Here is a 25,228-nt window from a genome sequence, read left to right as displayed (position 1 = left end):
AGCTGTTCACTCCTCGGTTGACTGTAGCATCCTATACATAACTTCGTAACTTTTACCGTATTCACTGTCCACTTTGCCCAATTTCTTGCGAAGCCGCTCCATACGCTCCATGATAGCGGCAGAATCCTTCTTTTTCATCAACTCTAACCATGCCTCCGCATTAGCGATGAAGGACTGCTCGATTTCATCCAGCCCCGCCAGTTTGGTCTGCACGTTGGCGTAGAGGTCAGGGGTTTCCTGCGCAACCGCCTCTGCAAGCGTGAACAGCATGCGGTAGGTGGTGCCCGCCAACTTCTTCGACTCAGCGAACGCAGGTTGCTCAAGTAGAGTTTCGCATGTGGCTAAACCCACAAAATGCGCAAACCCAAGCACGATGGACATAAGTTCATCATGCTTCTGGGGCGACATGACAAAAACGCGGGCGTCCTCTTTTTGAAGCCACTTCTGGAATTCTTTGGCATACGCCTCTTCCTCTTTGTTGGTCGGGGTCAGGACGTAAGCTTTGTGTGCTACGCCGTTGCTGCCGGGGCCAAACACTGGGTGAGTGCCTAAAACCAGCGCGTCCTTGAGGTGTTGATGCATTACGTTAACGGGGTACTCTTTGATGGAGCAGATATCCATGATGGGTTGCCCTTTGTGGATGGCGGGCGCGATTTTTTTGACGATTTCCTCAAAAGAAGAGATGGATACGCAGATTAAAACGCGGTCAGCGCCTTTTACTGCATCTGGAAAATCAGCGGTTTCCACACCTAACTCTTTGCCTAACTTTGCGAGTTTCTGGGGGTTCCTGTCAGCGAGAACAACTGTGTCGCCTTTCTCTTTGCACCATTTGGCAAACCAGACACCCATTTTTCCCGCGCCAAGAACCGCCGTCCTCATCAGAGGGGTGCCTCGCAGATTTTCGTTAAGCCCTCTTCGATTTGGTCGTCGGGTGCGGTTAGGCTGATGCGGAAGTGTTCGGGGTATTCACCGAAGCTTGAGCCTGGAGCCACAGCGACGCCGCGGTCGAGGAGGTCGAGAGTGAATTTGGTGCCGTCTAAGCCGTCGCGTTTGGGGAAAACGTAGAAGGGTGCGTCGGGCGCTGTGAATTTGAAACCGGCAGCTTTAAGTTTGGTTGAGGCGAGGTCTGCGCGGGCTTTGTATTTTGCTTTGATGTTGCTGGCGATTTGTGCGTGTAACTCTAAGCCTTTGAGTGCGGCGTCTTGGATGAAGACGGGCACGTTGTTGAAGGTGATTTGGTTGAGTTTGGTGATGTTGTCGATTAAGGTTTTGTTTGCGACGACGTAGCCTATTCGCCAGCCTGTCATGGTGAAGGTTTTGCTAAAGCCGTTGCTGACTATGTGTTTGCTATCGGCGCCATAGTCGAGTATGCTTTTAGTTTTGTTGAATGCGATTGCACCATAAACCTCGTCGCTTAGAATGGTTACGCCTTTTTTGTTGGCGATCTCTACTATGCCGTCGAGGGTTTTGGAGTCCATGACTTTGCTGGTTGGGTTGTTAGGGTTGTTTAAGATAATCATCTTTGTCTCGCTGTCAATCAAACCCTCAAGTTTTTCAAGGTCAACGTTCCAGCCGTTCTCCATTTCAGTGCGAAGCAGTTTGACTTTCGCGCCAAAACTCTTTGCGATTAAATCGTAAGCCGTCCAATATGGCGTGGGGATGATGACGTTGCCGCCGTTTTTGAGCATTAGAAACATCGTGGAGAAAATCGCCCATTTCGAACCGGGGGTGATCACCACGTTTTCTGCTTTGACGCCGTGTACCTCAGCGATTTTTTGGCGCAACCGCAATTCCCCATAAGAGGAACTATACTTGGTTTTGCCCGCTTTCATAGAAGCGTAAGCTGCTTCCACAATTTCGGGGGGCGTAGCCATGTCTGGGTCGCCGAGGTTTAATCGAATTATCTTTTTTCCTTCACTTTCCAGTTTAAGTGCTTTCTCGTTTATTTCATACAGCATAGGGAACGGCTCTCCGTTGAGAGTTCTCCTACTGTTGAACGCTACTGCACATATTAACTATTTCGCGGTAAATCCGCTCAATCTTATCTGGGTCAAGCTTGAGCATTTCGGCTCTTTCTCTGACGCGTTTTAGGACTTCGGTTTCTCTGTGGATATCGTGGACTGGTTTACCCTGCTGCTTTTTTAGTTCGCCTATGGCGCGGCAGATTTTTACTCGCTGAACTAGGTCTCTTAGAATTTGGTCGTCGACTGCATCGACTTTTTCACGCAACACTGCAATATCTTCCATACTTTAATGCTCCTTGAGAGTTTTGGGGATCTCGCCTAAACGAATCAAGTGATCCACTAACGTTACTGCGACTGCTGCTTCGATGGCGGGCACCGCTTTGGGCACCACACAGGGGTCATGCCGACCTTTCACGGATAGCGGGACGTTTTTCATTGAAGAAAGGTTGACGGTTTGCTGCTCTTTAGCGATGGACGGTGTGGGTTTGATTGCAACACGGATGACGATGGGCATACCGCTGGATAAGCCTCCTAAGATGCCGCCAGCGTTCTCCGACGCCGTCACAACCTTACCGCCTTTAACCAGGAAAGAGTCGTTGTTTTCTGAGCCACGCAACTCTGCAGCCCTAAAACCTGCACCGAACTCGACTCCCTTGACGGCGGGTACACTGAAAAGCGCCTTCGCCAAATCCCCATCAAGCGTATCAAAGAGGGGTTCGCCGACGCCTGCGGGCATGTTTAGAGCTAAGCATTCGATGACTCCGCCGAGGCTGTCACCTTCTGACTTTGCGTTGATGATGGCTTCTTCCATTTTTTCGGCGCACGCCAAATCGGGGCACCGGGTCGCGGCTGCGTAGCGGTTTTTGCGAATTTCCGCCGCAGTGAAAGCTTTGGTGCTTTTGACTGGTCCGATGGCTTTGGTGTAGGCTAATACGTCGATGTTGTATCTGCCCAGCAGCTTCTTAGCGACAACACCAGCCATGATAAGCGCCACAGTTACGCGTCCGCTGAAGCGTCCGCCACCTCGGTAATCGTTGAAGCCGCCGTATCGGATTTTGGCGGGGTAGTCGGAGTGGGCGGGTCTGGGGAAGTCTTTTATGGCGTCGTAGTCGCTGGATTTAGTTTCCTTGTTCTCAACCGTCAGGGCGATGGGTGCGCCTGTGGTGTAGCCGTTGAAGACGCCGCTGAGGATTTTGGCTGTGTCCTTTTCAACTCGAGCTGAGACGATTTTGGGTTCCGCTGGAATTCGCCTGTCCAGTTCCTCTTGAAAATCAGCTTCGACAAGCGGCAGCCCCGCGGGGCAACCGTCCACGACGACGCCGACGACTTTGCCGTGGCTTTCGCCAAACGTGGTTACCGTGAATTCTTTACCTATCGAGTTTCCCGCCAACAACGTCAACTCCTAATTGCTTTAGATGATGGAAGAACTGCGGATAAGACTTTCTGATGCACTCTGCGTCTGTAACTGTGGTTTCGCCTTCTGCACCTAACGCGGCGACGGCTACTGCCATGGCAATTCGGTGGTCGTTGTGGGGGTCGATGACTGCGCCGTGGAGCGGGGTGCCTTTTATAGTTAAGCCGTCGTCTGTTATGGTAATTTGGGCACCCATTTTGGTGAGTTCCACAAAGATAGATTGCAGACGGTCGGATTCCTTGAGCCGAAGCCTTTTTGCCCCCGAAATATGCGACACACCGTCTGTATAGCATGCCAACACCGCGATAACTGGAACAAGGTCAGGAATGTTTTTGGCGTCCACATCAACGGGTTTGAGCGAGGCGCCTGTTCCTTTGATTTCGACGCTGTCTGGGCAGACCTTTCCGTTGACACCCATACGTTTGAGCACTGTGAGGATGGCTTTATCGCCCTGCACGCTCTCGTAATCGAGGTTTGCGACTGTGACTTTGGAACGGGTTATGGCTGCGGCGGCTAGTAGGAATGCGGCTGAGGAGAAGTCTCCTGGAACGGTGTGATCGGCTGACTTGTAGGTTTGACCTGCGGGAATAAGGATACGTCTGTCTTCTAAGGTGACTTTTACTGTGTGTTTGGAGAGAACTGCCTGAGTCATTTTCACGTAATCCACAGACTCCAACGGCGAAGTAAGCTTGATTTCCACATCCTTCTTTGCCATCGGACAAGCAAACATTAACCCAGAAATGAACTGTGAACTCACATCACCCGCTATGGATGTTTTTCCGCCCACAATGCCACCGCCCTCAACGAACACGGCGTCTAAGTCGCCAATCTTGCCAACATGGGCTTCTGCGCCGAGGTCTTTTAGGCTTTTTAACAGCGGCTCCACTGGGCGTCGCTCAATCGAACCACGAAAAACCAATGTCGATGCGCCATCAGCTAGCGCCGCAACAGGTATCATGAAACGTAAGGTTGCGCCTGACTCTCCGCAGTCAACGGGTGCTTTTGCTGCTTTGAGGGGTTTTGCCCCTGTTATTGTCCAGTGTTCGTCGCAGGCTTGGAACCCAGCGCCCAAAGCGGTTACAGCTCGAAGTGCGGCGTCGGTATCTTCTGAAAACAGCGGGTACCAAACCTTCGAGGTGCCCTCGGATAACGCGGTAGCTATGACCATACGTTGGGTGTAGGACTTCGACGGCGGCGCCACCACTTCCCCAGTTAGACGCAAAGCTCGCTTCACAGTTACATCGGTCATGGCTAGAGCACCTTGGCTTTCTCAGTGTTGAAGTGAGTCAGTAGGACTTCGCCTTCATACTTTTGAAGCTCAGCTTTGACCCTGTCTACTTTGTCGTTTGGAGTTACGGCTGTTACGGCGGGTCCTTTGCCGCAGAGTCCTGCAGCGATGGCGCCAGCAGCCAACGCGTCGATGGCTATTGAGGCGTTCTGGTTAGAAGCAGCAGAGTAAACAAGCCCGTTAAGGGTTAAGGCTTCCCAGAGTTTGCCAGCCATCGCCTTCTCGAAAGCGGTCTCCACAAGCGGCTTAACCGTTTGTAGCCGTGCAACGTCTGAGTTGATGGTGTAAGCTTTTTTTGCTGGGACATGGAACAGCACCGCAAAATCTTTTGGTAGCTGGGTCTGTTTGAGGATTTGTCGGTTTGTGTTGTCGGTTATGACTGCGCCTCCAAAGTATGATGCGCATGCGTCATCAAAAGCGCCTGTAATTGTGCATTTGGCGTCGAAAGCCGCTTCAACCCCGATTTTAACTATCTCCAAATCATCCAGTGTTTTTCCTAACGCTGTGGTGGTTGCCAAGGCAGTTGCATTTGCGACTACACTACTGCTTTTTAATCCGCGGGCTGCAGGGATGTTTGATTCTGTTTTTATTTTTGCCCCGAAAGATTTCTCTAACCCAAACCTTCGCAGGACACGAGTAACGGTTTTTTCTACTAGAAGAGTACTCTCAGTGGGGTCAGAAGTGATTTTAACCTCAAAAACGCCCACTTCACTTGTCAGTTTGACTTCTGCTTTTGTCCACAAATCAACTCCAAACGCTGCTCCCCTCCCCAGGGCAATCGCGTTAACGATTGTCGCTGCGCCATGCGCTACCGCCACTGCTTTACCCATCAACTTGCTACACCTTCATTAAACGGTTAAGCGCTGCCTTCCTCATAACTTCAACGGGCGCAGATTTGCCTGTCCAGATTTCAAAAGAGGCTGCGCCTTGGTAAATGAGCATTTCAACGCCACTTATTACTTTGGCTCCTGCAGCTTTGGCGTCTTTAGCCAGCTTCGTTTCAAGGGGATTGTAAACTATATCCATGACTGAGAGGTCGGGTCTGAGCAGTTTGGGTGGAACAGGGGTTTCTTCTGAGTGTGGCTTCATCCCGATGGAGGTGGCGTTGATTAATATGTCGGAGTCACGTAGGTTTTTTTGTATATCACTTGGAGATAGGGAACCTGAAGCGATTTTTTTGTTCGCAGATTTTTCCAGCAGCCTTGCGAGGGCTTGGGCTTGCTTGACGGTGCGGTTGAGTACCGCGAGTTCGTCAGCTTCTTTTGCCATCGCGTAAGCTATGGCTCTAGCTGCGCCGCCTGCGCCTAAGAGGAGAACTTTTCTGCCTTTGAGTTCAACGCCGTTTTCTTTGAGGGCTTTCACTGCGCCAACACCGTCGGTGTTGAAGCCGAAAAGCAGGTTTTCTTTGTTTAGGATTGTGTTAACTGATTCAATGAGTTGAGCTGAGAGGTCGATGCGGTCAAGGTTTGCCATGACTGTGTGTTTGTGGGGCATGGTTACGTTTAAGCCCCGAATGTTTAGCGCGCGCATGCCGTTCACGGCGTCTGCTACACAGGCAGGTTTAACTTTGAAGGCTAAAAACACGTAATCTAACCCCAACGCTTCAAACGCCGCGTTATGCATACAGGGGCTTAGAGTGTGCTCGATGGGGTCACCTATGACTCCGCAAACTCGAGTTTTGCCCGAAATAGTCATTACCCAATCCCCAACAGCTTGTATGCGGCTTTCATTTCTTTTATACTCATCTGTCCCGCCGCAGTCTCACTACCCTCAGTTAGCGAGGCAAAAGTGAAGAAAGCCCCGAAAACTGGGGAAAGCAACCGTGAAGTCTTACCCTCTGCGCCCATACAGAAGCAGACAAGCTTGGCTTTGGCGGAGGCAAAGGAGACAAAACTGAGCACAGGAAGGTTATCTTCCACTTGCCTCGCGGTTAGGACGATTTTGCAGATGTCAGCTCCGCTTGCGATTTGTTCATCTATAATTTTTTCCAGCGAAGAAATGTTTAGGATGCCGTCGAATTTATGGTAGGAAACTATGATTTTAACGCCTAGCGCTTTTAGTTTAGCGATTGTTTCGTTGCGTTTGGAGCTGTGGAAGTCAACGTCGATGTATTTGAAGCCACATTCAGCGGCGTTGAGCAGGGTTTGTTGGCGCTCTGTTTCGCTGCCAGAAAAAAAGCCTCTCTCGCTCTCAAGTTTGTTTGTTGCTATAAGCGGGATTTTTGTGCTCGCCGTTAAGTCTTTGAGGTTGCGGGTTTCTTCGAGGCAATCCATGCGGACTTCAACAAAATCAGCTTCTGCGTCCTCGGCTTTTGATATCAGTTCTTGAGCTTCTGTGATGTTTTTGGGAAGAATCGAGACGCAGATTCTCGGCGTCACTTCTCAATCACCGTTTCTTCTGGCACAGATATGCCGAAGTGTCTGCCTCCCTTCGCCGCCAAATGCACCAAGACCTCGTCGCCCGCTTTGAGTTCAGTCACGGGTTTGGATGCTTTAGGGGTAACGACGCGAATGGTTTCGGCGTTTTGGAGGATTGTTTTGATTTTGGTGTCGTCCACTTGAGCTTCAATAAGCATCAGCGGTCGGAATTCAATTTTGGATCTGCCAACATTGGTAATTCGTACTTTGCCTTCACGGCTTACTATGAGAACTTCGTCGCCTGCCTTGAGCTCGGAGAGGTAACGGGTGCCCTGCAAAGAAGTCAACGTGTAATGTGACGCGGGTCCTGCGTTTACGCGGAAAGGCCGTGACTGCACATAAGGGTTCTCGCTGACTTCCGCTTCGACCAAGAAGAAGCCTGCGGATTGACATCCTACCAGCATGCCTTCACCGGGCACCATCAAATCCACTGTATCCACACAAACACGAGCACCTGTTCCGATGGGTTTGACGGAGAGAATTTTGCCTGTGGTTAAACCCATTTTGGGCAGTTGGTTTTTGACAAGTTTGATTGCTTTCTCCAACTCAGCAGGGTTGCCAGTTTGGAGTAATACGCCATCGGTTCCCAGTTCCAGCGCTTCCAAAACCACTTTGGCGTCGTCTGCGGTGGGGACTTCGGCGATTAGTTTGCTTTTACCTCTGCCTTTTGCGATAAGGTTTTCAAGTGGGATAACGCGCCAGTCTTGGCAGTTGATGATGACGTAGTCGACGCCAAGTTCTGCAGCTCTGGCAGCGCGGTTCTCGTCCTCTTTGCCCTTTATGGTGACTTGGAAAACTGTTTTTTTTCCCTCTTTTTTAAGTTGAGCAAGAGTTTTCTCGTTTAATTCGGATAGAAATGTAAGGTCCAGTTTACCCGCACGGTTTCTGGCTTGACCATTCTCCAAAACTACATCAGCATTTTCGTGGGCAAGGCTAAGTAAAGCGTCCTTTTCTTGCGGGGATGCTGTTTTGGGGATTTCTAGCCAGAGTTCCTTCAAAGTTTGTCACCGAGGATTTTTTGGGCCTGCTCTACAGTTGCGCCTTCATGCACGATTGCGGAGAGGGCTTTTGCGATTTGGGTTGGGTTTTCACATTGGAACACGTTTCGTCCAATCGAGAGTCCAGCTGCGCCTGCTTTGAGCGCGTCGAACGTGGTTTGTAGGACTTCTTGCATTGATTTGCATTTCGGTCCACCCGCAATGACTACTGGAGCGGGGCAACTTTCTGTGACGGTTTTGAATGTGTCTATGTTACCTGTGTAGTTGGTTTTGATGATGTCTGCACCGAGTTCCGCGCCGATTCTGGCAGCATGCGCCACCACTTCGACTGCATGTTCGTTTGTGATTTTTGGGCCACGGGGATACATCATCGCCAACAAAGGCAACCCATAATGCTCGCATTCTTCGCTGACTTTACCCAGATTCGCAAGCATCTTATCCTCGTCCTGTGCACCAATGTTGACGTGTACGCTTACGGCGTCGGCACCAAGGCGAAGAGCTTCGCCCACGCTGCAAACTTGGACTTTGCCGTTGGGGTTAGGACCAAGGTTGGATGCACCTGAGAGCATAACGATTAATCCTGCGCCGTCCACGTCGATGCGTTTAGCTATGCCTTTATGCACCAAGATGGCGTCAACTTTGCCTTTGAGAAGCTGATTGGTTATGTTTTGCATGTTGGTTATGCCTTGGACGGGTCCGATGGTTACGCCGTGATCCATGGGCACGATTACTGTGCGGTTATCTTTCTGCATGATTTTTTTGAGTCTGCGGGTTTTGCCTACGTTCAATTTGAATTGCCCCTAATGTGACTTGAGCGCGTTTTTAATTAACTTTAGCGCTTTCTCCCTCTCGTTCCAATCTACAAACAGCAAAATACTTGACGTGATGGTGAGGATGCCGCTGATGTTTATGCCGTTGACGCGGAGGTCTTCGCTGATTCTGCCGATGATACCATGCGTTTCTTCTAAGCCGACACCGCTAGTTTTGATGAAGACAAGGTCTCTTTTGACTGCCATAGCTATAGTTTCTTTGTTGCTGACTGTGATTTGATGGAGTTGGTTGAAGAGTTGAGCGATGTTTTCTGTCTGCGGCACGTAGAGGATGATCGAGTTGGTATTCATCGACATACCCAGAAGTACAGTGTTCTCTTTGACTTTCTCAATCATCTGGGTGATGACTTGAGGGTTAGCGGATAACCCGTTACCGATGACTGTGATTTCAGCGACAGGGGTTTGATGCGCGATTTCAGCGTCGAGTTCAGTGGCTAAACCGCCTGTGATGATGGTGCCTTCTCTGTTGAGGTCCCCGTATGCGTTACTGATGACTTTGACGTCGATTGTTTTAGGTTTGTATTTGAGGGCTTTGCTGTGTATGAATTTCGCTCCCGAATCTGCCAAGCCCACGAGAGTGTTGACGTCGATTGTGGGTAGTCTTTGGGGTGACTGGATGATTTTGGGGTCACTAGACATTATACCTTCAGCGTCAGTGACCAAAACAACTTGATCCGCAGCTATACCCTCAGCTAACAAGAAAGCGGTTGTATCGCTTCCGCCTCTGCCCAGAGTGGTGATTTTGCCTTCTTTTGTTTTGCCCACAAACCCCGCGATTACTGGTATTGTGCCTTTCTCCACTATGGGCAGGACGTATTCGGCGATGTTTTTTGTGCAGGCTTTGACGTCAGGGTTAGCGTTCTGGAATTTGTCGTCAGTGATTATGGGCCAGTTACTATCCATGGGATCAAAGTAGCAGGAATCCACACCGTTGTTGCGTAACGCAGTGGAAAATATGCGTACGCTGGTGCGTTCACCCATGGAAAGGATATCGTCGAGTTCATGTTTGGCGAGTTTGCCGTTTGAGGTGTTTTTCGCGGTGGTTAAGAGAACGTCGGTGGTTTTGCCCATAGCGGACACTACCACAGCGATTTTTGTGCCCCTCTTCGCTTCGTTAACCACTGAATTAACTGCTTTGAGCATGCGTTCGTGATCGGCGAGGCTGGAGCCGCCGAATTTAACAACGATTTTTCGTTTAGAGAGTTGTTTGGTCATAACGTATTACACCCATACCCTGCCCAGAACCGCTTTACAAAAATTTTTCAGTTCTGGGCTTAAGGAAAATAACCGAAATAATAAAAGCCATAGTCGAAGCTGTCGCGTTGCCATGCATTAACGTTTCTGCGTTGTGTGTTGGTCATTGCTTCGAACCTGTCCAAACAGTCACCGACTTTAAAATATAAGCGTTTCGGATTACTGCTTAACTTGTTCAGCCTCCTCAGCCGCTGGCGAGGCTGGTGCAGCCTTCTTTTTCTCTGCAAGCGCTTTAACAGCTTCGGCCAAAGCGTTAGCAGCTTCTTTTCTGACTCCTGCTGAGTTATCAACTGCTTTTTTAGCTATGTCTTTCTCTAATGTCTGCACTTTACCTAACGCAGCTTGCTTCTTCTTCTCGTATTCTGCGCGTAGCTGCTCCATCTCAGCTGAGGAGTTCTTCTCCGCTAACTCAAGACGCTTCTTTGCTGCGTACAGTTTTTCTTCTGTTTCGAACACTTGCTGCTGGATGGAGACCCTCTTGATGGGGTTACTGGTTTTAATCATCTTTAACTTGGCGATTTCATTAACCAAGTCGTCCACGTTTTTGTTGAGGAGTTCCATGGCGATTTTACGTTTCTCCTCAAGCATCTTGATCTGCGCCTCAAATTGAGCATCGATGTCTCCTGATTTTCCGCTGTCAGTTGAGGATGTGCCTACTGCCATTGCTAAGCGTTTTTTGATGGAGTTTAGTCTCTGGGTAAGTTCAGACACTTTTTGGTCTTTAGCCATCTTCTGCAGTGGGTGTAGGTAGCTGACTTTGACTGCTTGCGCTTCAGCTAACTCTTTTTCGATGTTGGCCATGCTGCGCATCAGGGTTTCGATGGTGCTCGCACCTTTCTCAACGAACTGTTTGGTTTGTGCAGCATGTTCTTCATCGATTTTGTTGAGTAAGTAGCGGTTTTCAACAAGGGTTCTGTAGGAGACCGCTATTTCTGCTTCGTTAGCTATTCTGTTATCTAGTTCTTCTTGGATTTTACTGAAAATCTGGTTGTACTGAGCAGCGAACTCCTCGTCTGGACCGATTACTTCGTTAGATTCAAATGAAAGGATGATTTGGCGAAGGTTCACCATCCAGTCGTCGAAGTATTTGCTGACGGGCTCCTGTTCAAACACTTCCCCGCCAAGCATGCCCAGAAAATCCAGAGTTTCAGTGGTAATTGCATCGATCTTGGCGTTTCGCTCTATTGTGGGGTCGATGACTTCTACGGGTGGCAGTTGAGGTTCAGGGGTGGCTTCAACTGGTGCGGGTTCAGGCTCTGGCAAGGTTACGGCGGGTTCAACCGCGACTACTGGAGGCGGCAAAGGTTCAGGGATGATGGGTGCTGGAGGTTGTGGCGCTGGAATCTCAACAGGCGGTTCCTCGACAGGTATGTCTTTGCGTAGCAGGCGTTCCTCGAACTCTCGGGCTAAAGCCTCCAATTTGGGCATGACATCGTCGATGACGGCCATCATAAAATCGCGGTTTTTAGGCTCACTTAAATCTACAATTTTTTGGCTGCCATCATCATAAGTCAACCGTAGGCGACCGTTTACTTCTATGTGGGCCTGTTCAGGTAAACCATACTCGATTGGGATAATAACGGTAGAAACAGGAATTGCAGGTGTGAGGGGTTCCATGTGTGTTTTTAGCGAAGTCAAAAACTGGGTTACTACGGCGTTTTCCTCAGAGTTTAGTTGACCGATTTGGGCTATGTCTTCGGCTACGGTTTGGAAGGTAGCGACGATTTCTTCGATGCTGATTTGCTTCTTGCCAGTGGGTTTTGGCGGCGCTGAAGCTTCGCTAATTGTTACTGCAGCATCGGTTTCCTGAGTCATGTCAAGCCAAACCGAAATAGTGTAGCCACTCAAGATTAGCACTTGAGGCGTCTCAGAACTTACACACAATCAGGGTGAAGGCTTGACTTTGATCATTTGAGGTATCTTGCCAGCTGTACCCACTTGCCCCTTGTAAAGGATAAAGACGCCTTCAACACCCTCAATAGATAGCCCTTTGCAGATGCCTGCTTTGATTGCCCCCTCAACATCTTCCCCTTTCACCACATTACCTACCGAAGTTGCCGTCGCGTCAGCTAAGGCGGCGTTTTTGCAGAAAACCGTCGCAGCCTCAGCGTCCCCAAAACTAAACGCGTGACTAAAACGCCCCGAACTCGTCGCGACAGCTATGGGGAACTCGGTTAATCTAAAACCAAAACGTTTAGAAAGCGGCTCATCGCCTGCTGCTACCGCCACATCCACGGGTTGGTTGGAGTCTGCCATGATTTCTCCACCGTTCTCCACCACCGCTACTGTGCAACCTGCCTGCTTCATGGCTTCTACAGCTAAGTCTGCGATGGCTCCCGCGACGGCTGCCATGGGTCCAACGTCGGCTTTCTGTGCAGCTTGAGCCATCATTTTGGCAACCAGCGGCTTCTCTGGCACAGGGACAGGGGTTAATGTGTGTAGAAATTTGGGGTTTGCTCGAACGTAGAGTTCGAGTTCTTGTCGGCTGTTGCGGATGGATTCTTTGGCGGCTTCTATGGCTTTTGGGCGGTCAGAAATTATGGTGCATTGGGATTCTTTTAGGGTAAAGTTTTCTTTTATGAGTATGCCTGTCAACTTTTCTTTTCCCTGCTATTTTGGGAGCCGTTACCGTTAGGTTTAACCGCTTTTATAGCTCGAGCAGGGCAGGCGTCCACGCAGATGCTGCAGGTGCTGCCTAAGCATTTCTCTTTGTCAAACTCGACCGAGGAGTCAGAGGTTAACCTGATGGCTTCTACAGGGCAAAGGGCGACACAGCTACCACAACTGAAACATTTCTCGCTGTCCACTTCGATGGATTTGGGGACACTTACGGTGACGCCTCTTTTGCGTAGGGCTTCGACGATTGTGTCTTCCGCGTCGTCGGGGATTTCGACGAGGATTTCTCCCCCTTTGGAGTTTATGTGCGCTGACAGGATAGCCATGGGCACTTTGTATTCGATGATGACTTGTGACGCGATTGGCTCAGAGACTTGTTCTTCGTTGAATCTGATTAGTATTCTGCCCATTTAGTATCGTCTCCCTAAAAGTTTAGCTACATCTTCGGTGGTTATGATGCCCAGCACTTTCCGCTCGATATCAATGACTGGTAACGCGGAGATGTTATGTTGCGCCATACGTTTAGAGGCAATCTCAAGCGGTTCGTCGGGTTTGGCGGTTATAACGTTGCGCGACTCGATGTCAGCTAAGGCTTTTTTGCCCTCCGCCATCGCACGCGTTATGTCCCATGAGGTAACTATGCCGCGAAGTTTACCTGTAGCGTCTACGACAACGATGTGGTTTACGGATTTTGTAACAATACGTTCAGCTATGGCTCGGATTTCTTCGTCTTCAGTGCAGGTGACTGCGGGGTGCATGACGCTGACGACGAAGGGGATTTCTTCGGTTTGGCGCATCGGCCTGAAAACTGAGGTGGTTGATAACCGCTCAACAGGAGAAGTTAATGTGAATGTGCCCTCTTCAATCCATGACTTCAAAGTCTGGGCTACCTTCTTAGCCATCTTCAAGCTGGAAAGGGAGCTGACGCGGACTTTTTTGCCGTTGATGATTATACTGCCTGATTTGAGTTCTTTGTAGCTAACTTGCCCCAACTTGGGTCGGTCACGCCTCGGCACACTATAGTCGACGATGTCGGTTAAGATTTCGCTGTCACGGATAGCAGTTTTCTTAGCTAAGCCGATGTTAAGGATTGGGATTGGAACACCTAACCCAACATACAGCGATGTGCCGTATTTTGTGAAGGCAGCGCCTTGCAGGAACTCAGGCGTCATCTGTTTAGCGTCGCCTTTAACCATGAGGGTGCCGTTTTGGTTTTTGGGGCTGTGCTGTGTACCTTCGCCGATTATGTAACCCTGTCCCCCTCCGAGAAATATTCGAGTGCCCAAACCCATCGTCTCGTAATCGGGGTCGTTCATAAGGGGGTTGAGTTCACCAGCACCTGAGAAGGTGGCGTTACGAAACCGTGGCAAAAGTTTGCTCATGTAGGTGTAGATGGTTTCGTCGCTGCTGTTTACCGCACAGTTGTAGCGTTGGTAGCCGTTGCGAAAGTTCAGCAAGCAAAACTGGTTGAGGTCGTCTTTGGTTAAGGTGGTTTTTACTTGGGTGCGGGGGTAGCAGTCGGTGCCATACGCGGTGGCGCGGAATTCAACTTCTTTACCTGCGACTAAGTCACTGATTACGTGTCCGCCGCCGTACTCAAAAGGCTGTTTCTCCGACATGTTAGTAGCGCCAATGAAAATGTCAACCGCAGCACCGGGGTGGCATACTTCCACGTCATTAATCCATGCGTGGTCGATTTTGATAGGGGGATCAGAATGACCGAGATTGATAACCGCGCCCGAAGAACACATAGCACCAAAAGTGCCCGTTGTAACCACATCAACTTCCTTGAAGGCAACTTCGACCCCGCTGCTCTCCACAAGTTTCTTCATTTCTTCAGCGGTTAAGACTTGGGCGTCGCCCTTGCGGATTTTTTGGTTGATTTCTTCTACGGTTCGTGTTTTAGCTTGGTTGGACAAAGATGCCTTACCCTTGATGGCAATCGAAAGGCGGAGCGGGGATATAATACTTACGCAAAAACTCTAAGGTATACTTCTTTACTCATGTAAGACACGAAATAAACCGACCCAAAGAAGCGTACAAACTGAATTTTTAAGTAATGTAAAAAAACAAAAACGGGGAAAAGTGCCTTTGGTGCGGTTAGCCGAGGCATTTCCTTATTTTTGCCGACTCTGTAAGCGCCGTTTTTGCTTCTGCTTCCTGCTTTTGGAGATAAGACAGTAGGAAGTTGTTAGTGAAGTTTTCGTGTTTACGTTGCGCCATGCCGTGTGGCCCCAGTTTCAAGCCCAGTTTTTCCTCGGCGACGTCGAGGTCTCCTAGCACTGTGGTAAGGGAGTCTTTGAGTTTCTCTTCACTCATCCCTGCCCTTTTAGCGGTTGCATGCGACATTTCAAGCAGCATATTGATGTTTCCGTAAGAGACGTATTCGCCGACCACTTTGAGATCGTAGTGCAACTTTAGGTAATGTCTGTTTAGTGCTTTCCATTCTTCTTCGCTAAGTTGGTTGAGCGCTTTTAAGCCTATGAATTCCGGCGGCAACCCGATGCTGTAGAGGGCAGTTGCGAATGAGATAGCCCGTGGTAAGCAGATGCCTGCGACGCAACGGCTGTAACCAAAGAGTCCGATGTGGAGTTTTCTGGCTCTGCGCGGCGGCACATAGGCAGCTACACTGTTGATGAAGGGCGCGATTGTTTCAATCTGGCGCTCGTATTCTAAACGGCACTTTGAGAGTATTCCCAGCAGGGTTTGTTGCTCTTTTTCGTCTATGAACTGTGGGGTGCCGTTGGGGAGCCGCTGGTTGAGAGTTTGGATGCCTTCCTTGACTTGTTCGGTTGGGTAGTCGTAGCGGAAGGCGGATTGTATGGTGACGGTGGAGAGGCCTTTGTATTCTTGGAGGAAGTTGTCGATGTTGTCGGGTGAGAGGTGCCCGCGGAAAGGTTTAGAGCCAACGCCCAATATGGGGTGGATAGATGTGTCATGCTGCTTTTCGAGTGCTTTGAGTTTGCTGAGCGCTATTTTTGAGAGCAACACGGCGCAGATTAAGCCGTAGTTTAGGGCGGGGTCAGAGCGGGCGATGAAAACCCGCTGCTTTTTTGGTTTCACTGCCTTGAGGTACGGTGCGACTATGGTGTCTACGTGGAGTATGCTGTCGAAGTCTTCCACAAGGGGGATGACTTTAATGGTTTTGGGTTTGAAGTTACCTATCCAGTCTTTGACGGTTGTGGATTCGTAGATGGAGGCGTCTTCTGCTCCGACTATGGCTTTTTTGTAGTAGTTGAAAAGCATGATGATTTCTTTGCCGTCAGTAGTGAACGGCAAGATCACTTCGAAGATGGGGGCGACTTCGCGTTTGTAAACCAGCGAGGCAACATCGTAGGCGACGGGTATGTTTTGCAGGGTTTCAACTAGGATTTTCTTTTCTGCACCCTCAATTTTGGGGTTGGGAATGCGGTATGTTAAGAAGAGGTCTTCGCCTATGGTGTGGCCTGCAAAGAAATCCCAGTATTTCTGGAGAAGTTTACGCGAAACACGGGTATCGGTGTCTTTACCTTCCGAGTCCCACATGACTTCTTGGCAGCCGAGTGTGCTGTACGCGTAGTAGGCTTCCAGTACCTCTGCGTTGCCGTTGATTACTTCTTCTTTGTTCCACTCGGGGTTTGATGCGTTGTCTGGGTGCTGAGTGGACATGGTTCTTGGAATAATTCGGGACTCGTCTAGGTTGCTCATTTTTTGTCTCTTGCTACCGTTGTAGCCTTAACAGTGTATGAAAGCGATTATTTTAATTTTCCACTCGAAAAATTGTAAAATTTACAAGGGGTAAGGTGAAAGGGTGTCAGTCCCTCCCATCTTGGAACAACACTAAACAAGCTAACTAGGGATTTTTTGCATATAAGCCATATTTCGATTTAGGTAATATTCCTATTTTGCAGGTTTAGGCCAAGACTGCCCCTTTTTCTGTTTACTGCACGGCGTAGACATATGCATCTGCATCCAAAGCCAGCTGCCACCCACTTTCTCCATAACTCCAGTCAAGCGGGTGCCGAAATCAAACTCGTTCTCCCCTACTTTAACATGGAAAGTTACATCCGCAGCGAACCACGCCACCATCCCCGAAGCGGAAACAGTGAAATCCTTCACGCTGATGGACAGCACATCGCCCTGAGCAAAATCCCTCTGCAGGCTTTCGGTGAGGTGTTTTAAGCCTGAGCCTTTCTCGTCTGAGCCTGTTCCTATGACTACTACGTCGGGGTCTGGAGCCCAAAATGCGAGCGTTGCTTGGAGGTCTTTTTTCTTGTAGGCTTCAAACATTCCTTTGAAGGCTTGGATGACTTCGGTTTGTGTTCTAGGATCAGCTTTCATGGTAAGATCACGTGTTAGGGTTGTCTTGATTGCCTTTTATGTTTTTACCAAATTTAACACCGAAAAGATAGCGAGTTATTTGTAGGCTAACAAGTAGAGGTCAGCTGCAACGTAGACTTTTCCGTCTGCAACCACTGGGTTAAGCACGTAATGCTCGAAATCACGGTGCCACAATGTTGCCCCTGAATCTGCGCTGAAGCAGTAAACTGCGTTGTTGCCACAAACGAAGAGTTTACTGTTTACTAACGCCATCGCGGAGCCTTTAATGCTGGTTATCGTTGAGTTGCTCAACTGTGTAATCCATTGGGTATAGCCGTTATTGGTGTTTAGGCAGACGATTTCGCCTTGATTGATTAAGCTACGATTTTCTTCAATGCTACTCCATAAGGTGCAGTACACTTTTTGGTTAACCACGTCAACTAAGGGGTCAACAGAAAAATGCCCAAAAGAAGAAGACAAACCCTCACGCTGCAAGTAATCAGCCTGTTTTGTAATAACGCCTCCTGTGTCTACGTATGTTTTCCACTTAATCCTGCCGTCAACTAAATTTAACGCATAAAAATAGCCGTCCTGCGCACAAAACATCAATATACCTTCAGCGGTTACTGGCTGAAAAACTGGTTTGCCAAAGTCGACTCTCCAGATTTGTTTGCCGTTTTCTGCGTTTAGACAGACGACTGCATACTCATCGTGAGGGTAACTATAGTTGGAGGCGTAATTCCAGAAAATTACTTTATCTTGGTAAACTATGGGCTGCAAGTTTGTTGCACTTGGAAAAAACCAAATTGTTTCTCCTGTGTTTGGATTTAACCTTTCTCCGCCAACCATGTAAACGTAGCTGCTTGGCGAGAGTTCCTTTGCAGTTTGGCTGACGTTTGTTTCGTAGTATGCGTGTTTCCATAATTGAATCCCCGAAGCGGCATCAAAAACTGCGGTGCCAGCGTTAGAGGCAAACAGTTTACCGTCAGCAACAAAAAAGTTGGCGGTTCTCTTGTAATTATTAATGTCCGCAGGAGGCGCCTGATACCTCATTTCCTTTGCTCCTGTGTATATGTTAAGTCTGTAAACTATGCCTTCTTCTTGGCTAGCAAAAATTTTGCCTCCATAAAATTTGACTTGCGGTCCGCCCCCATAGTTTGCGTAGCTTAAACTTGTATTCCACAAGTTTACTCCGTCTGACCCCCTAAAGCATGCAACATCGGCGTAACTGTTATCCACAAATACTTTCCCGTCTCCTGCAGCTAAACTTGTTGCGAAATGAGGAATTGCAGTCTGCCAAACCAAACTGCGTGCATCCGATCCCGCTTGGTAAACAACCTGAAGATAAAAGAAAAGCGCAGCGGCAACCACAAAAATTGAGGCTACAGCAGATAAGGTGATGACGGAACGCTTCATAGGTTTGGTTTCTGCGCTCACCTAATTAAGTTTACGAGTTCCCAAATCGAGCGCCGACTGCACAGCAGCTTTAGTTGCATAAACCAAAAGCACTTTCTGCTTTGAAGTGGCTCCCGAAGCAAGCTCAACTTTAACGCCGAAGAACTTGGATAGCTCTTTTAAGAGTTCTTTGTTTACTTTGCCTCGTTCTGGCTCCTCAGTAGCGTAAACAACCACTTCGTTGGCATCGCACTCGATTTTGAATTTGGGGCTGTTGGGTTTAACAAAAATGGAAAGCAAGACGCCGTCTTTTGTTTCTTTTAGGCTCACGGCGTTATGCACTCAGCATCGCAGGCTGCATCAGCTTTCTTGCGCTGCTCCAGCGCCCAACTGAATTTGCTTCGGAGCGTTTTGGGATAGAATTTTTCGATGTCGAATTTGACTTTCTTAGCCCATTTCACGTAGGCGGTTGGGTCGATGTAGCTTTTGAGAGAGGTGCCGAGGTTGTATTCTTTGGTGAGTTTGGTTAGTTCCAAGTCGAGTTTGGCGCGTTCAACGCGGGTTTCGAGGCTCTCTGTTTTTTTACCTTCCTTCTTTTTAGCTTCAAGCTGCTCCAGCATTTCTTTGAGTTTCTGCTCCTTCTCTGCAACACGCTGGTCGAAGGTAGGTGGAATTTTGCGTTTGTGGTTTGCTACTTCGGCGACTTTTAGGTTAGCCATCTTGGCTGCATAGTTTTTCTTGTAGTCAGGGTCATCTTTGGTTACGCCGCTTTTTTCAAGTTCTTCCTTGACGGTTTTAGTGCATTTCCAAGTACGGAACACTTTCGCAGTTAGTTTAGGCACTTTTTCAGAGAGGAAACGGCTGACTTTTTTACTGTCGATACCTTCGAAGAGGTACTGTACGGTTTTGTCTTTCTTGAATTCTGAAAGGTTCTTTATTACTGCAGGTGGGGCTTGGATTGTTTTTACCCAACGCACGCTGTCTTTACCTAAAAAGTCAAAAGTTACCTTGTCGCCCTCGATGCTGATGTGCTCGTCGCGCAGCGTAATTGCGCCGACTGTGTCTGCTTCGTCAGGGTCCTTTTCGTCGCCAACCCTCATGTTAACCGCGAAAATTAACCATGCGACTGTCGCCACCTTACGGCGCTCCACATCTTTATCTTCGAGATTTTTCATGATGTGCTTTTCAACTGTGCCTATTTGTTTGCCTAGGTTTTCGGCTTTCTGGAATTTTTCTTTCTCGCGGTTCTGCTTGAGGAACGCGGTGTCGCTGAACCAGACGTACTTGACTTTGCCTGTGAGTTTATCCACCCATTTAGCAACGTACATCTTGTTTGGTTCCCAAGTGGTCTTCCAGCCTTCGGGTTTAGGTGCGTCGGGTGAAAGGTTAAGGGTGATGTCTGCCTTGGTTGGGCCTTCTTTCCATCTGCCGCGTTGAGGGTGATCTCCGCGGCCCGCAAAAAGACAGCTGGGTTCCGCTGTCCAGTTTGCCACTTCGAGGCGTTGCCCATCCACCTCAGCGTAACCGTAGAAGTCTCGGAGTTTTTGTCTGGCAACTTTACGTTCTTCTGCCTGCTTCTTTTTTTCTTCCTTAGTCATGGCTTCCTTCTTTGCTTTCTCATCAAGAATGTACGCTCTGACTTCTGAAAAGTCAATTCCAAGCGCTTGGGAGCCGCCGTTGTTCTCAGTTGGCAAGTTTTTCTCGAGGCACTCAAGATATTTCTTGGAGAAACCGTCTAGAAACGTTGCAGAGGGGTTCTCTGCTTTGAGTTGCTCGAGGAATTCCCGCATAAAGTTACGAGTGAAAACTTGGTCTGGTGGAGGAACGGTTGTTGAAAGGACACGTCGAGTCCAAGCAACCGCCATGGGTTCGCTTTTTTCCGTTAACTTGATTTTTTGACCCTGAATCTTTACACTGAAGCCTTTGAGGTCGTATGTGGGGACGTATATGCCGTTGTGTTTTAGACTCTTCATAACATGCTTCAAATCAGTCATCTCGTATAGCGGCAAAGTTTCTTGTGACTCTACCAGTTAAGACTTATAATGTTTTTCCTCCACTAACCCTGCATCAACCTGAAACCTACACGTCCAACAACACAAAAATTAGGTAAAAAGAAGGTTCCTTATGGGAATAGCTTCTTCTGTCGCTTCGCTGCGCGGTCACTCTGCAACTTCTTATAAACGGCCTCCACGTTTCGGCGCTCCACGTAGCCCTTGTGAGGTCGGAAGCCCCCGCTGAAGCCGCCGGGGATATGCATGAGTTCGTGGATAAGTGTTTTTTCTTTATCTTCGGGAGACATTTTGTCAAAGATTTCGGAGATAACCTCTATAGTGTACGAGGGGGGCAAGTTAAGGACGCCTTGCCAAATTTTGCCCAATCCATGGATGCGCGCGATGGTGCGGCGGGCTTTGCTGCCACGGCTTCTGACGCAGAAAACGAATTGGGGCACGACATGGTAGAATTCGCATTCTTCAGCAAGCTGGTCAACTTGCTTTTTGATTTCTGGCGCTTCATAATACTTGATTGGCAAACAGTTCCTCTCTCTGAATTTTACTGTGCGGTTTAGGTTAAAAAATTAAACGCTTCCCCATCCAATTCCAAAACGAAGAGTTACCCGACCAGTTTGGTTACGTAAGGGATTTTTTTGAGAACATACACAATCACAGCAGAAGTCACAAATACAATAACCGCAAAAACTGGCACATCAATAAGCGGCAGATAAACTAAAGTGTTAACGTAGACCCCAAACAAGCCATTCGTAAACGTCACCAACACCAACATATGAATCAAATAAATCGGCAGAGTGTTTTGACTAATCCATTGAACAAAACGGTTGAGTTTTGGGCGATTTTCAAGGCGGTTAGGCTTGATGGTGGTTAGGTAGTAGAAGAAGGCTACACTTGCGATAATCATGGTGGCGCTCATGTAGTTGTGGAAGTACCCTGTCATCGACTCACCCATAGTGGCTGTCACCACCCAGTCGCCGAAAACCGCGCCCAGAAGCCCTAACACTGCGACGAGGATGGTTTTGGAGCGGCTGAAGTTGGCTTTTACGAGATAGATGCCCAGCAGGTAGTAGCCGACCCAGTCGAAGAAGACAAAGAGAACAGGGTCAAAATGGAAACTGGTAAAAGTATGGATGAAAGGCGTAGTTACGGTTCCTGCAAACCAGAGAATCAAAAGTAGACGGAACAGGTTGCGGTCTAAGTGCTTAACCAGCACCCGCAGAATCGGCGTAACCGCGTAGAGCCCCATAAGCAGGTAAAGGAACCAGAGATGATAGTAGGAGCCCGTCAGTAAACCTTGTCCTATGTTGAAAAACGTCAGAGGCCAACCCAGCATCGCAAAAGTCCAAACAAAATAGACTACCGTCCAAAAAACAAACGGCAACCCAATGCGGTCAAGACGCTTCTTGTAATAAACCCTGAGAGGTTCGTCAGCTTTGATGGGGTTAAGCAAAAGCGCGCCACTGAGCATTACAAACAGCGGTACCCCCATCATTCCGAGTGCGTCGTAGACGCTGACTGTAGTCCAATTCACGACATCCATCGGGGTGATTTGGGGGTTGAGGAAGCGGTATGGGAAACCAGAGGAATGAACGAGAATGACAAGGAATATGGCGATGAAGCGGAGTATGTCCACCGAGAAGTCTGGAGGTTCACACTTAGGCTTCAGCGTTTCCTCTACTTGTCTGCCCATGCTCCAGCATCTCTATAGCTTAGAGAATATAAAATTTGATGAAAAAGACACCACTTAATCGACTAAAAAGCCAACATTACCACAGAATACAGGACATAGTTGGTTTTTTCAAGAACAACCCGTGATTGGCAGTAACTCCGTTTTGTGGTCACCCATGTTACAGAGGGCAGGTGGCTATAACGCGGTTCAAAATCCCGTAGCCGCCCATGTCCGCATATATATAAGTGAGGGGCGGAGGCGGCAGAGCAACAGCTTGTTTTTCGATGTTGCTTTATTATTCTTTGAACTATGGGTTGAATTTGAGCTTCTAACGGTCTCTAACCCAAAAACAGCCAACCAGCAAACACCCACGTCTATAGTTACGCGGGAGATTTTTCTGTAGACTAGACTAAGCTACAAACAGCCCAACCGTAATATACCCTAATAGTCAATCCATTATCTGTATGCGCAAAATAAAAGCCTCAAGTAGTTACCTCAAGAACCAAACCAGAAGAAACCTCGCCAAAGCCTCATTCTGTTTTCTGATCATTTTTGCTGGTTTAACTGCAGTAGCTTTTAGGGTGCTTTCTACGTTGCAGGTTGGTCTGTTGGAGCAGGCGGGGCTGATTCTTCTGGTTGTGCCTCTGATTGGGTTTTACTTTTATTTGCGCAAATACCGCATCTACAGTGGTGGCTTGCAAGGCGAAAAACAAGTCGTCAAACTCCTTGGTAGTACATTAAGCGACGACTATTATCTCATAAACGACCTCTACCTCAAAGACGGCGCAGGGGACATAGACCACGTTGTCTTAGCGCCAAGCGGTGTTTTTGTTTTGGAAACTAAAAATTGGACTGGAATCATAAACTGCGTAGGCAACCAATGGCAGAGAGCAGGCAAACGCAACTTCAACGCCAGTCCAAGCCGCCAAGTCAAACGGAATGTCGCCAAAATAAAACAAATCCTCGACAACGCACCGCATCTGCGTTCTTTGGGTGTTTGGGTTGAAGGCATAGTGGTAATAACCAACAAACACGCTACGCTCCAACTAAACAACCCCACAGTACCCGTGCTCAAACTCCTGCAGCTGCCAAACTACCTAACAAACCACGGAAGCCAACGCAGATTCAGCCGTGAACAACTTGAAGCTATAGGCAGAGAAATCGCTAAACAGAAAGCTTAGGCGCTTTAGGTGTTGGTGGAGTAATTTTTAGCCATGCGCCCCTCTTTGCGAGTACAAACGAAGTGATGCCCGTTATGAGTAGTGAACCTATACAGAAAGAATTCGGAAGTGCACGTTGTGCGTCAACAAAAACCGTTGAAAGTATCATCGCAGAAGCGCAGTAGATAGCAAATCCGCCAGTTAAGATTTGCATGATATGTAGCCCTTTGCGTACTTGGAAAGCTTTAGATTTCATCCAGTTCAACCCCGCTTCAACACGCTTGTTAACATCAGGCAAATCATCAAGCAACAACGCTACACCAGCCAACAAGCAAACACGCACTGCATTAACCGCTATGCTACTTGAATCGACCAAAAACAGGTTTTGCAGTGGAATCGGAGTAAAGAAAAACACGTACGCCGATGATCCTGCTAACACAAAAAACCCGTATACATAGTGATGGAAAAGGAACCTGCCTGTATGTAGGGCTCTTCCTATGGCCGCGCTGGGGAAGATGTTGATGAGTGCCGCAGCGATGGCGAACCAAAACAGGTTCCCGTCAAGCAAATAAGGCGTATAGGGCTGCCAATTTGGGAACGCCAAATAGAAGCCGTAAATGATGCCAGCTACGCATCCCAAAGTCATCAACGCATTAAAAATAAGCGTTAAACTAAACGTCTTCTTTACAATCACCCAAACCGATGCAGCCGTTACCATGCGTTGCCCAAAGCCCTTTGTGTCATTACTTTATTAACAGGGTTCACTAAGGGGTTTTTATAACTAACGCAAGTTAGGAGAGAATTACCATGAAATTCGAAATCAAATACAAACCCTCATACTCTATGCTCGTCGCAAACCTCGAGCAGGGAGAAACCATAACTGCAGAATCAGGCGCCATGACTTACATGACCCCCAACATCGAAGTCCACACAAGAAAACGCGAAAAAAGCCTGCTTGGCAGCTTAGGCTTAAGCATCATCGGTGGGCAATCCTTCTGGGTTAACGACTACACCGCCCAAAACGGACAGGGTGAAGCCGCGTTTGTCGCAGCTCCAGTTGGCGACATAAAACAACTTGACATCGCACCAGGTAGCGGATATGTCATCCAGAAATCCGCATACATCGCCTCCACACAAGGCATCGACTTAGACGTTAAATGGGAAGGCTTCACTAAAGGACTCTTTGGGCAAGGCTTATTCATGATTAAAGCTACAGGCAGCGGGCAAATGTTCATCAACACTTTCGGCGCCATTGACACTCACAGGCTTGAGGCTGGTCAAACCCTAATCGTAGACAACTTTCATCTCGTCGGCTTCAGCCAATCCTGCAGCTACAAAGTCACACGATTTGGCGGCTTAAAAGAAACCCTGCTAAGCGGCGAGGGCTTAGTCACCCAAATCACAGGCCCCGGTGAAGTACACATTCAAACCAAGAACCTTCAAGAATTCGCTGACTGGCTGTGGACGCTGCTTGGACCTAAAGTGCGAAGTGAACGCAGTAGATAGGCAACCTTTTTATTTTCTCTTTTTCTATTCCAACAACCCGTGATATATGTGGCTAGTGTAGGTTTAGGAGCATTCGTTGGTTTTCTGGTGACTGTTGGTTTAGGCATTGTTTACCCCGGTGTTGGTCACTTGCTCGGTGGATTCGTAGGCGGTTTAATCGCAGGTTTAGTTGCCCGAGGCATAATCGGCGGAAGCATAGCGGGGTTACTTGCAGGCATATCGAGCAGTATCATTCTTTTTATTTTATCTCTTTTCGGCTTCGTATTCTACGGTGCCAGCAACTTTGGATTCATCGGGGCATTAGTCAGCGGAGTCGTCGGCGCAGCCCTAAGCATTATAATAGCAGTTGTTGCAACCGTGGCTTCGATGGTCGGCGGCTTTATCGGCGGGCTCGTCACCCGGTAGACCA

General features: G+C 48.5%; 26 protein-coding genes. 3 read left to right on the top strand and 23 right to left on the bottom strand.

Annotated elements, in window-relative coordinates:
• Nucleotides 1-6: 6 nt before the first annotated feature.
• The 22 genes from NWE96_05205 to NWE96_05100 form a co-directional block, all read right to left on the bottom strand.
• Nucleotides 7-879 carry a prephenate dehydrogenase/arogenate dehydrogenase family protein gene (locus tag NWE96_05205; GenBank protein ID MCW3983375.1) on the bottom strand — a complete coding sequence of 291 codons (873 nt, stop codon included), beginning with the start codon at nt 877-879 and terminating at the stop codon, nt 7-9.
• Nucleotides 879-1,958 carry a pyridoxal phosphate-dependent aminotransferase gene (locus NWE96_05200; protein MCW3983374.1) on the bottom strand — a complete coding sequence of 360 codons (1,080 nt, stop codon included), beginning with the start codon at nt 1,956-1,958 and terminating at the stop codon, nt 879-881. The genes NWE96_05205 and NWE96_05200 overlap by 1 nt, the downstream gene beginning before the upstream one ends.
• A 28-nt stretch (nt 1,959-1,986) precedes the next feature.
• Entirely contained in the window at nt 1,987-2,247 is a 261-nt protein-coding gene (locus NWE96_05195) for a chorismate mutase (GenBank protein ID MCW3983373.1), read from the bottom strand.
• A gap of 3 nt (nt 2,248-2,250) precedes the next feature.
• Complete coding sequence (gene aroC, locus NWE96_05190) at nt 2,251-3,354, bottom strand: chorismate synthase (GenBank protein ID MCW3983372.1); 1,104 nt, start codon at nt 3,352-3,354, stop codon at nt 2,251-2,253.
• Entirely contained in the window at nt 3,332-4,627 is a 1,296-nt protein-coding gene (gene aroA / locus NWE96_05185; GenBank protein MCW3983371.1) for a 3-phosphoshikimate 1-carboxyvinyltransferase, read from the bottom strand. The genes aroC and aroA overlap by 23 nt, the downstream gene beginning before the upstream one ends.
• 2 nt (nt 4,628-4,629) lie before the next feature.
• Nucleotides 4,630-5,496 (bottom strand): shikimate kinase, encoded by an 867-nt coding sequence (locus NWE96_05180; GenBank protein MCW3983370.1) that lies wholly within the window; start codon nt 5,494-5,496, stop codon nt 4,630-4,632.
• A gap of 7 nt (nt 5,497-5,503) precedes the next feature.
• On the bottom strand, nt 5,504-6,361 hold the full coding sequence (locus NWE96_05175; protein MCW3983369.1) for a shikimate dehydrogenase: 858 nt from the start codon (nt 6,359-6,361) through the stop codon (nt 5,504-5,506).
• Nucleotides 6,361-7,044 (bottom strand): type I 3-dehydroquinate dehydratase, encoded by a 684-nt coding sequence (aroD, locus tag NWE96_05170; protein MCW3983368.1) that lies wholly within the window; start codon nt 7,042-7,044, stop codon nt 6,361-6,363. The genes NWE96_05175 and aroD overlap by 1 nt, the downstream gene beginning before the upstream one ends.
• Nucleotides 7,041-8,081: a 3-dehydroquinate synthase II gene (locus NWE96_05165; GenBank protein MCW3983367.1), complete on the bottom strand. Its 1,041-nt coding sequence runs from the start codon at nt 8,079-8,081 to the stop codon at nt 7,041-7,043. Before NWE96_05165 ends, aroD begins: the two co-directional genes overlap by 4 nt.
• Complete coding sequence (locus NWE96_05160; protein ID MCW3983366.1) at nt 8,078-8,869, bottom strand: 2-amino-3,7-dideoxy-D-threo-hept-6-ulosonate synthase; 792 nt, start codon at nt 8,867-8,869, stop codon at nt 8,078-8,080. Before NWE96_05160 ends, NWE96_05165 begins: the two co-directional genes overlap by 4 nt.
• A 12-nt stretch (nt 8,870-8,881) precedes the next feature.
• Nucleotides 8,882-10,126, bottom strand: a complete 1,245-nt coding sequence (locus NWE96_05155; GenBank protein MCW3983365.1) for an aspartate kinase — start codon at nt 10,124-10,126, stop codon at nt 8,882-8,884.
• 198 nt (nt 10,127-10,324) lie between these two features.
• A complete protein-coding gene (locus NWE96_05150; GenBank protein ID MCW3983364.1) occupies nt 10,325-12,013 on the bottom strand; it encodes a hypothetical protein in 1,689 nt (562 codons plus the stop codon).
• 36 nt (nt 12,014-12,049) lie between these two features.
• Entirely contained in the window at nt 12,050-12,760 is a 711-nt protein-coding gene (locus NWE96_05145) for a UPF0280 family protein (protein MCW3983363.1), read from the bottom strand.
• Nucleotides 12,757-13,191: a 4Fe-4S dicluster domain-containing protein gene (locus NWE96_05140; protein ID MCW3983362.1), complete on the bottom strand. Its 435-nt coding sequence runs from the start codon at nt 13,189-13,191 to the stop codon at nt 12,757-12,759. Before NWE96_05140 ends, NWE96_05145 begins: the two co-directional genes overlap by 4 nt.
• A complete protein-coding gene (locus tag NWE96_05135; protein MCW3983361.1) occupies nt 13,192-14,700 on the bottom strand; it encodes a homocysteine biosynthesis protein in 1,509 nt (502 codons plus the stop codon).
• Between the two features lie 181 nt (nt 14,701-14,881).
• Complete coding sequence (gene ppcA, locus NWE96_05130; protein MCW3983360.1) at nt 14,882-16,468, bottom strand: phosphoenolpyruvate carboxylase; 1,587 nt, start codon at nt 16,466-16,468, stop codon at nt 14,882-14,884.
• A 192-nt stretch (nt 16,469-16,660) separates the two neighbouring features.
• Nucleotides 16,661-17,101, bottom strand: a complete 441-nt coding sequence (locus NWE96_05125; GenBank protein MCW3983359.1) for a nuclear transport factor 2 family protein — start codon at nt 17,099-17,101, stop codon at nt 16,661-16,663.
• Between the two features lie 75 nt (nt 17,102-17,176).
• Nucleotides 17,177-18,517, bottom strand: a complete 1,341-nt coding sequence (locus NWE96_05120) for a PQQ-like beta-propeller repeat protein (protein MCW3983358.1) — start codon at nt 18,515-18,517, stop codon at nt 17,177-17,179.
• On the bottom strand, nt 18,518-18,805 hold the full coding sequence (locus NWE96_05115) for a DUF167 domain-containing protein (protein ID MCW3983357.1): 288 nt from the start codon (nt 18,803-18,805) through the stop codon (nt 18,518-18,520).
• The gene (locus NWE96_05110) at nt 18,802-20,484 is read right to left on the bottom strand and encodes a DNA topoisomerase I (GenBank protein ID MCW3983356.1); all 1,683 of its coding nucleotides are present in this window, start codon (nt 20,482-20,484) and stop codon (nt 18,802-18,804) included. Before NWE96_05110 ends, NWE96_05115 begins: the two co-directional genes overlap by 4 nt.
• 113 nt (nt 20,485-20,597) lie before the next feature.
• Nucleotides 20,598-21,005: a putative metallopeptidase gene (locus NWE96_05105; protein ID MCW3983355.1), complete on the bottom strand. Its 408-nt coding sequence runs from the start codon at nt 21,003-21,005 to the stop codon at nt 20,598-20,600.
• 80 nt (nt 21,006-21,085) lie between these two features.
• On the bottom strand, nt 21,086-22,174 hold the full coding sequence (locus NWE96_05100; GenBank protein MCW3983354.1) for an acyltransferase family protein: 1,089 nt from the start codon (nt 22,172-22,174) through the stop codon (nt 21,086-21,088).
• Between the two features lie 443 nt (nt 22,175-22,617).
• Here NWE96_05100 and NWE96_05095 point away from each other — a divergent pair, with 443 nt between their 5' ends.
• A complete protein-coding gene (locus NWE96_05095; protein ID MCW3983353.1) occupies nt 22,618-23,334 on the top strand; it encodes an NERD domain-containing protein in 717 nt (238 codons plus the stop codon).
• On the opposite strand, the gene NWE96_05090 is transcribed toward NWE96_05095, so the two are convergent.
• Entirely contained in the window at nt 23,318-24,031 is a 714-nt protein-coding gene (locus NWE96_05090) for a hypothetical protein (GenBank protein MCW3983352.1), read from the bottom strand. The two genes, NWE96_05095 and NWE96_05090, sit on opposite strands and share 17 nt — an antisense overlap.
• An 89-nt stretch (nt 24,032-24,120) precedes the next feature.
• Here NWE96_05090 and NWE96_05085 point away from each other — a divergent pair, with 89 nt between their 5' ends.
• A complete protein-coding gene (locus NWE96_05085) occupies nt 24,121-24,819 on the top strand; it encodes a TIGR00266 family protein (protein MCW3983351.1) in 699 nt (232 codons plus the stop codon).
• Between the two features lie 48 nt (nt 24,820-24,867).
• The gene (locus NWE96_05080; GenBank protein ID MCW3983350.1) at nt 24,868-25,224 is read left to right on the top strand and encodes a DUF5518 domain-containing protein; all 357 of its coding nucleotides are present in this window, start codon (nt 24,868-24,870) and stop codon (nt 25,222-25,224) included.
• Nucleotides 25,225-25,228 lie beyond the last annotated feature (4 nt).

The organism is Candidatus Bathyarchaeota archaeon, assembly GCA_026014685.1.
Classification (GTDB): domain Archaea; phylum Thermoproteota; class Bathyarchaeia; order Bathyarchaeales; family Bathycorpusculaceae; genus Bathycorpusculum.
This window is presented reverse-complemented; position numbering and strand designations above follow the sequence as displayed.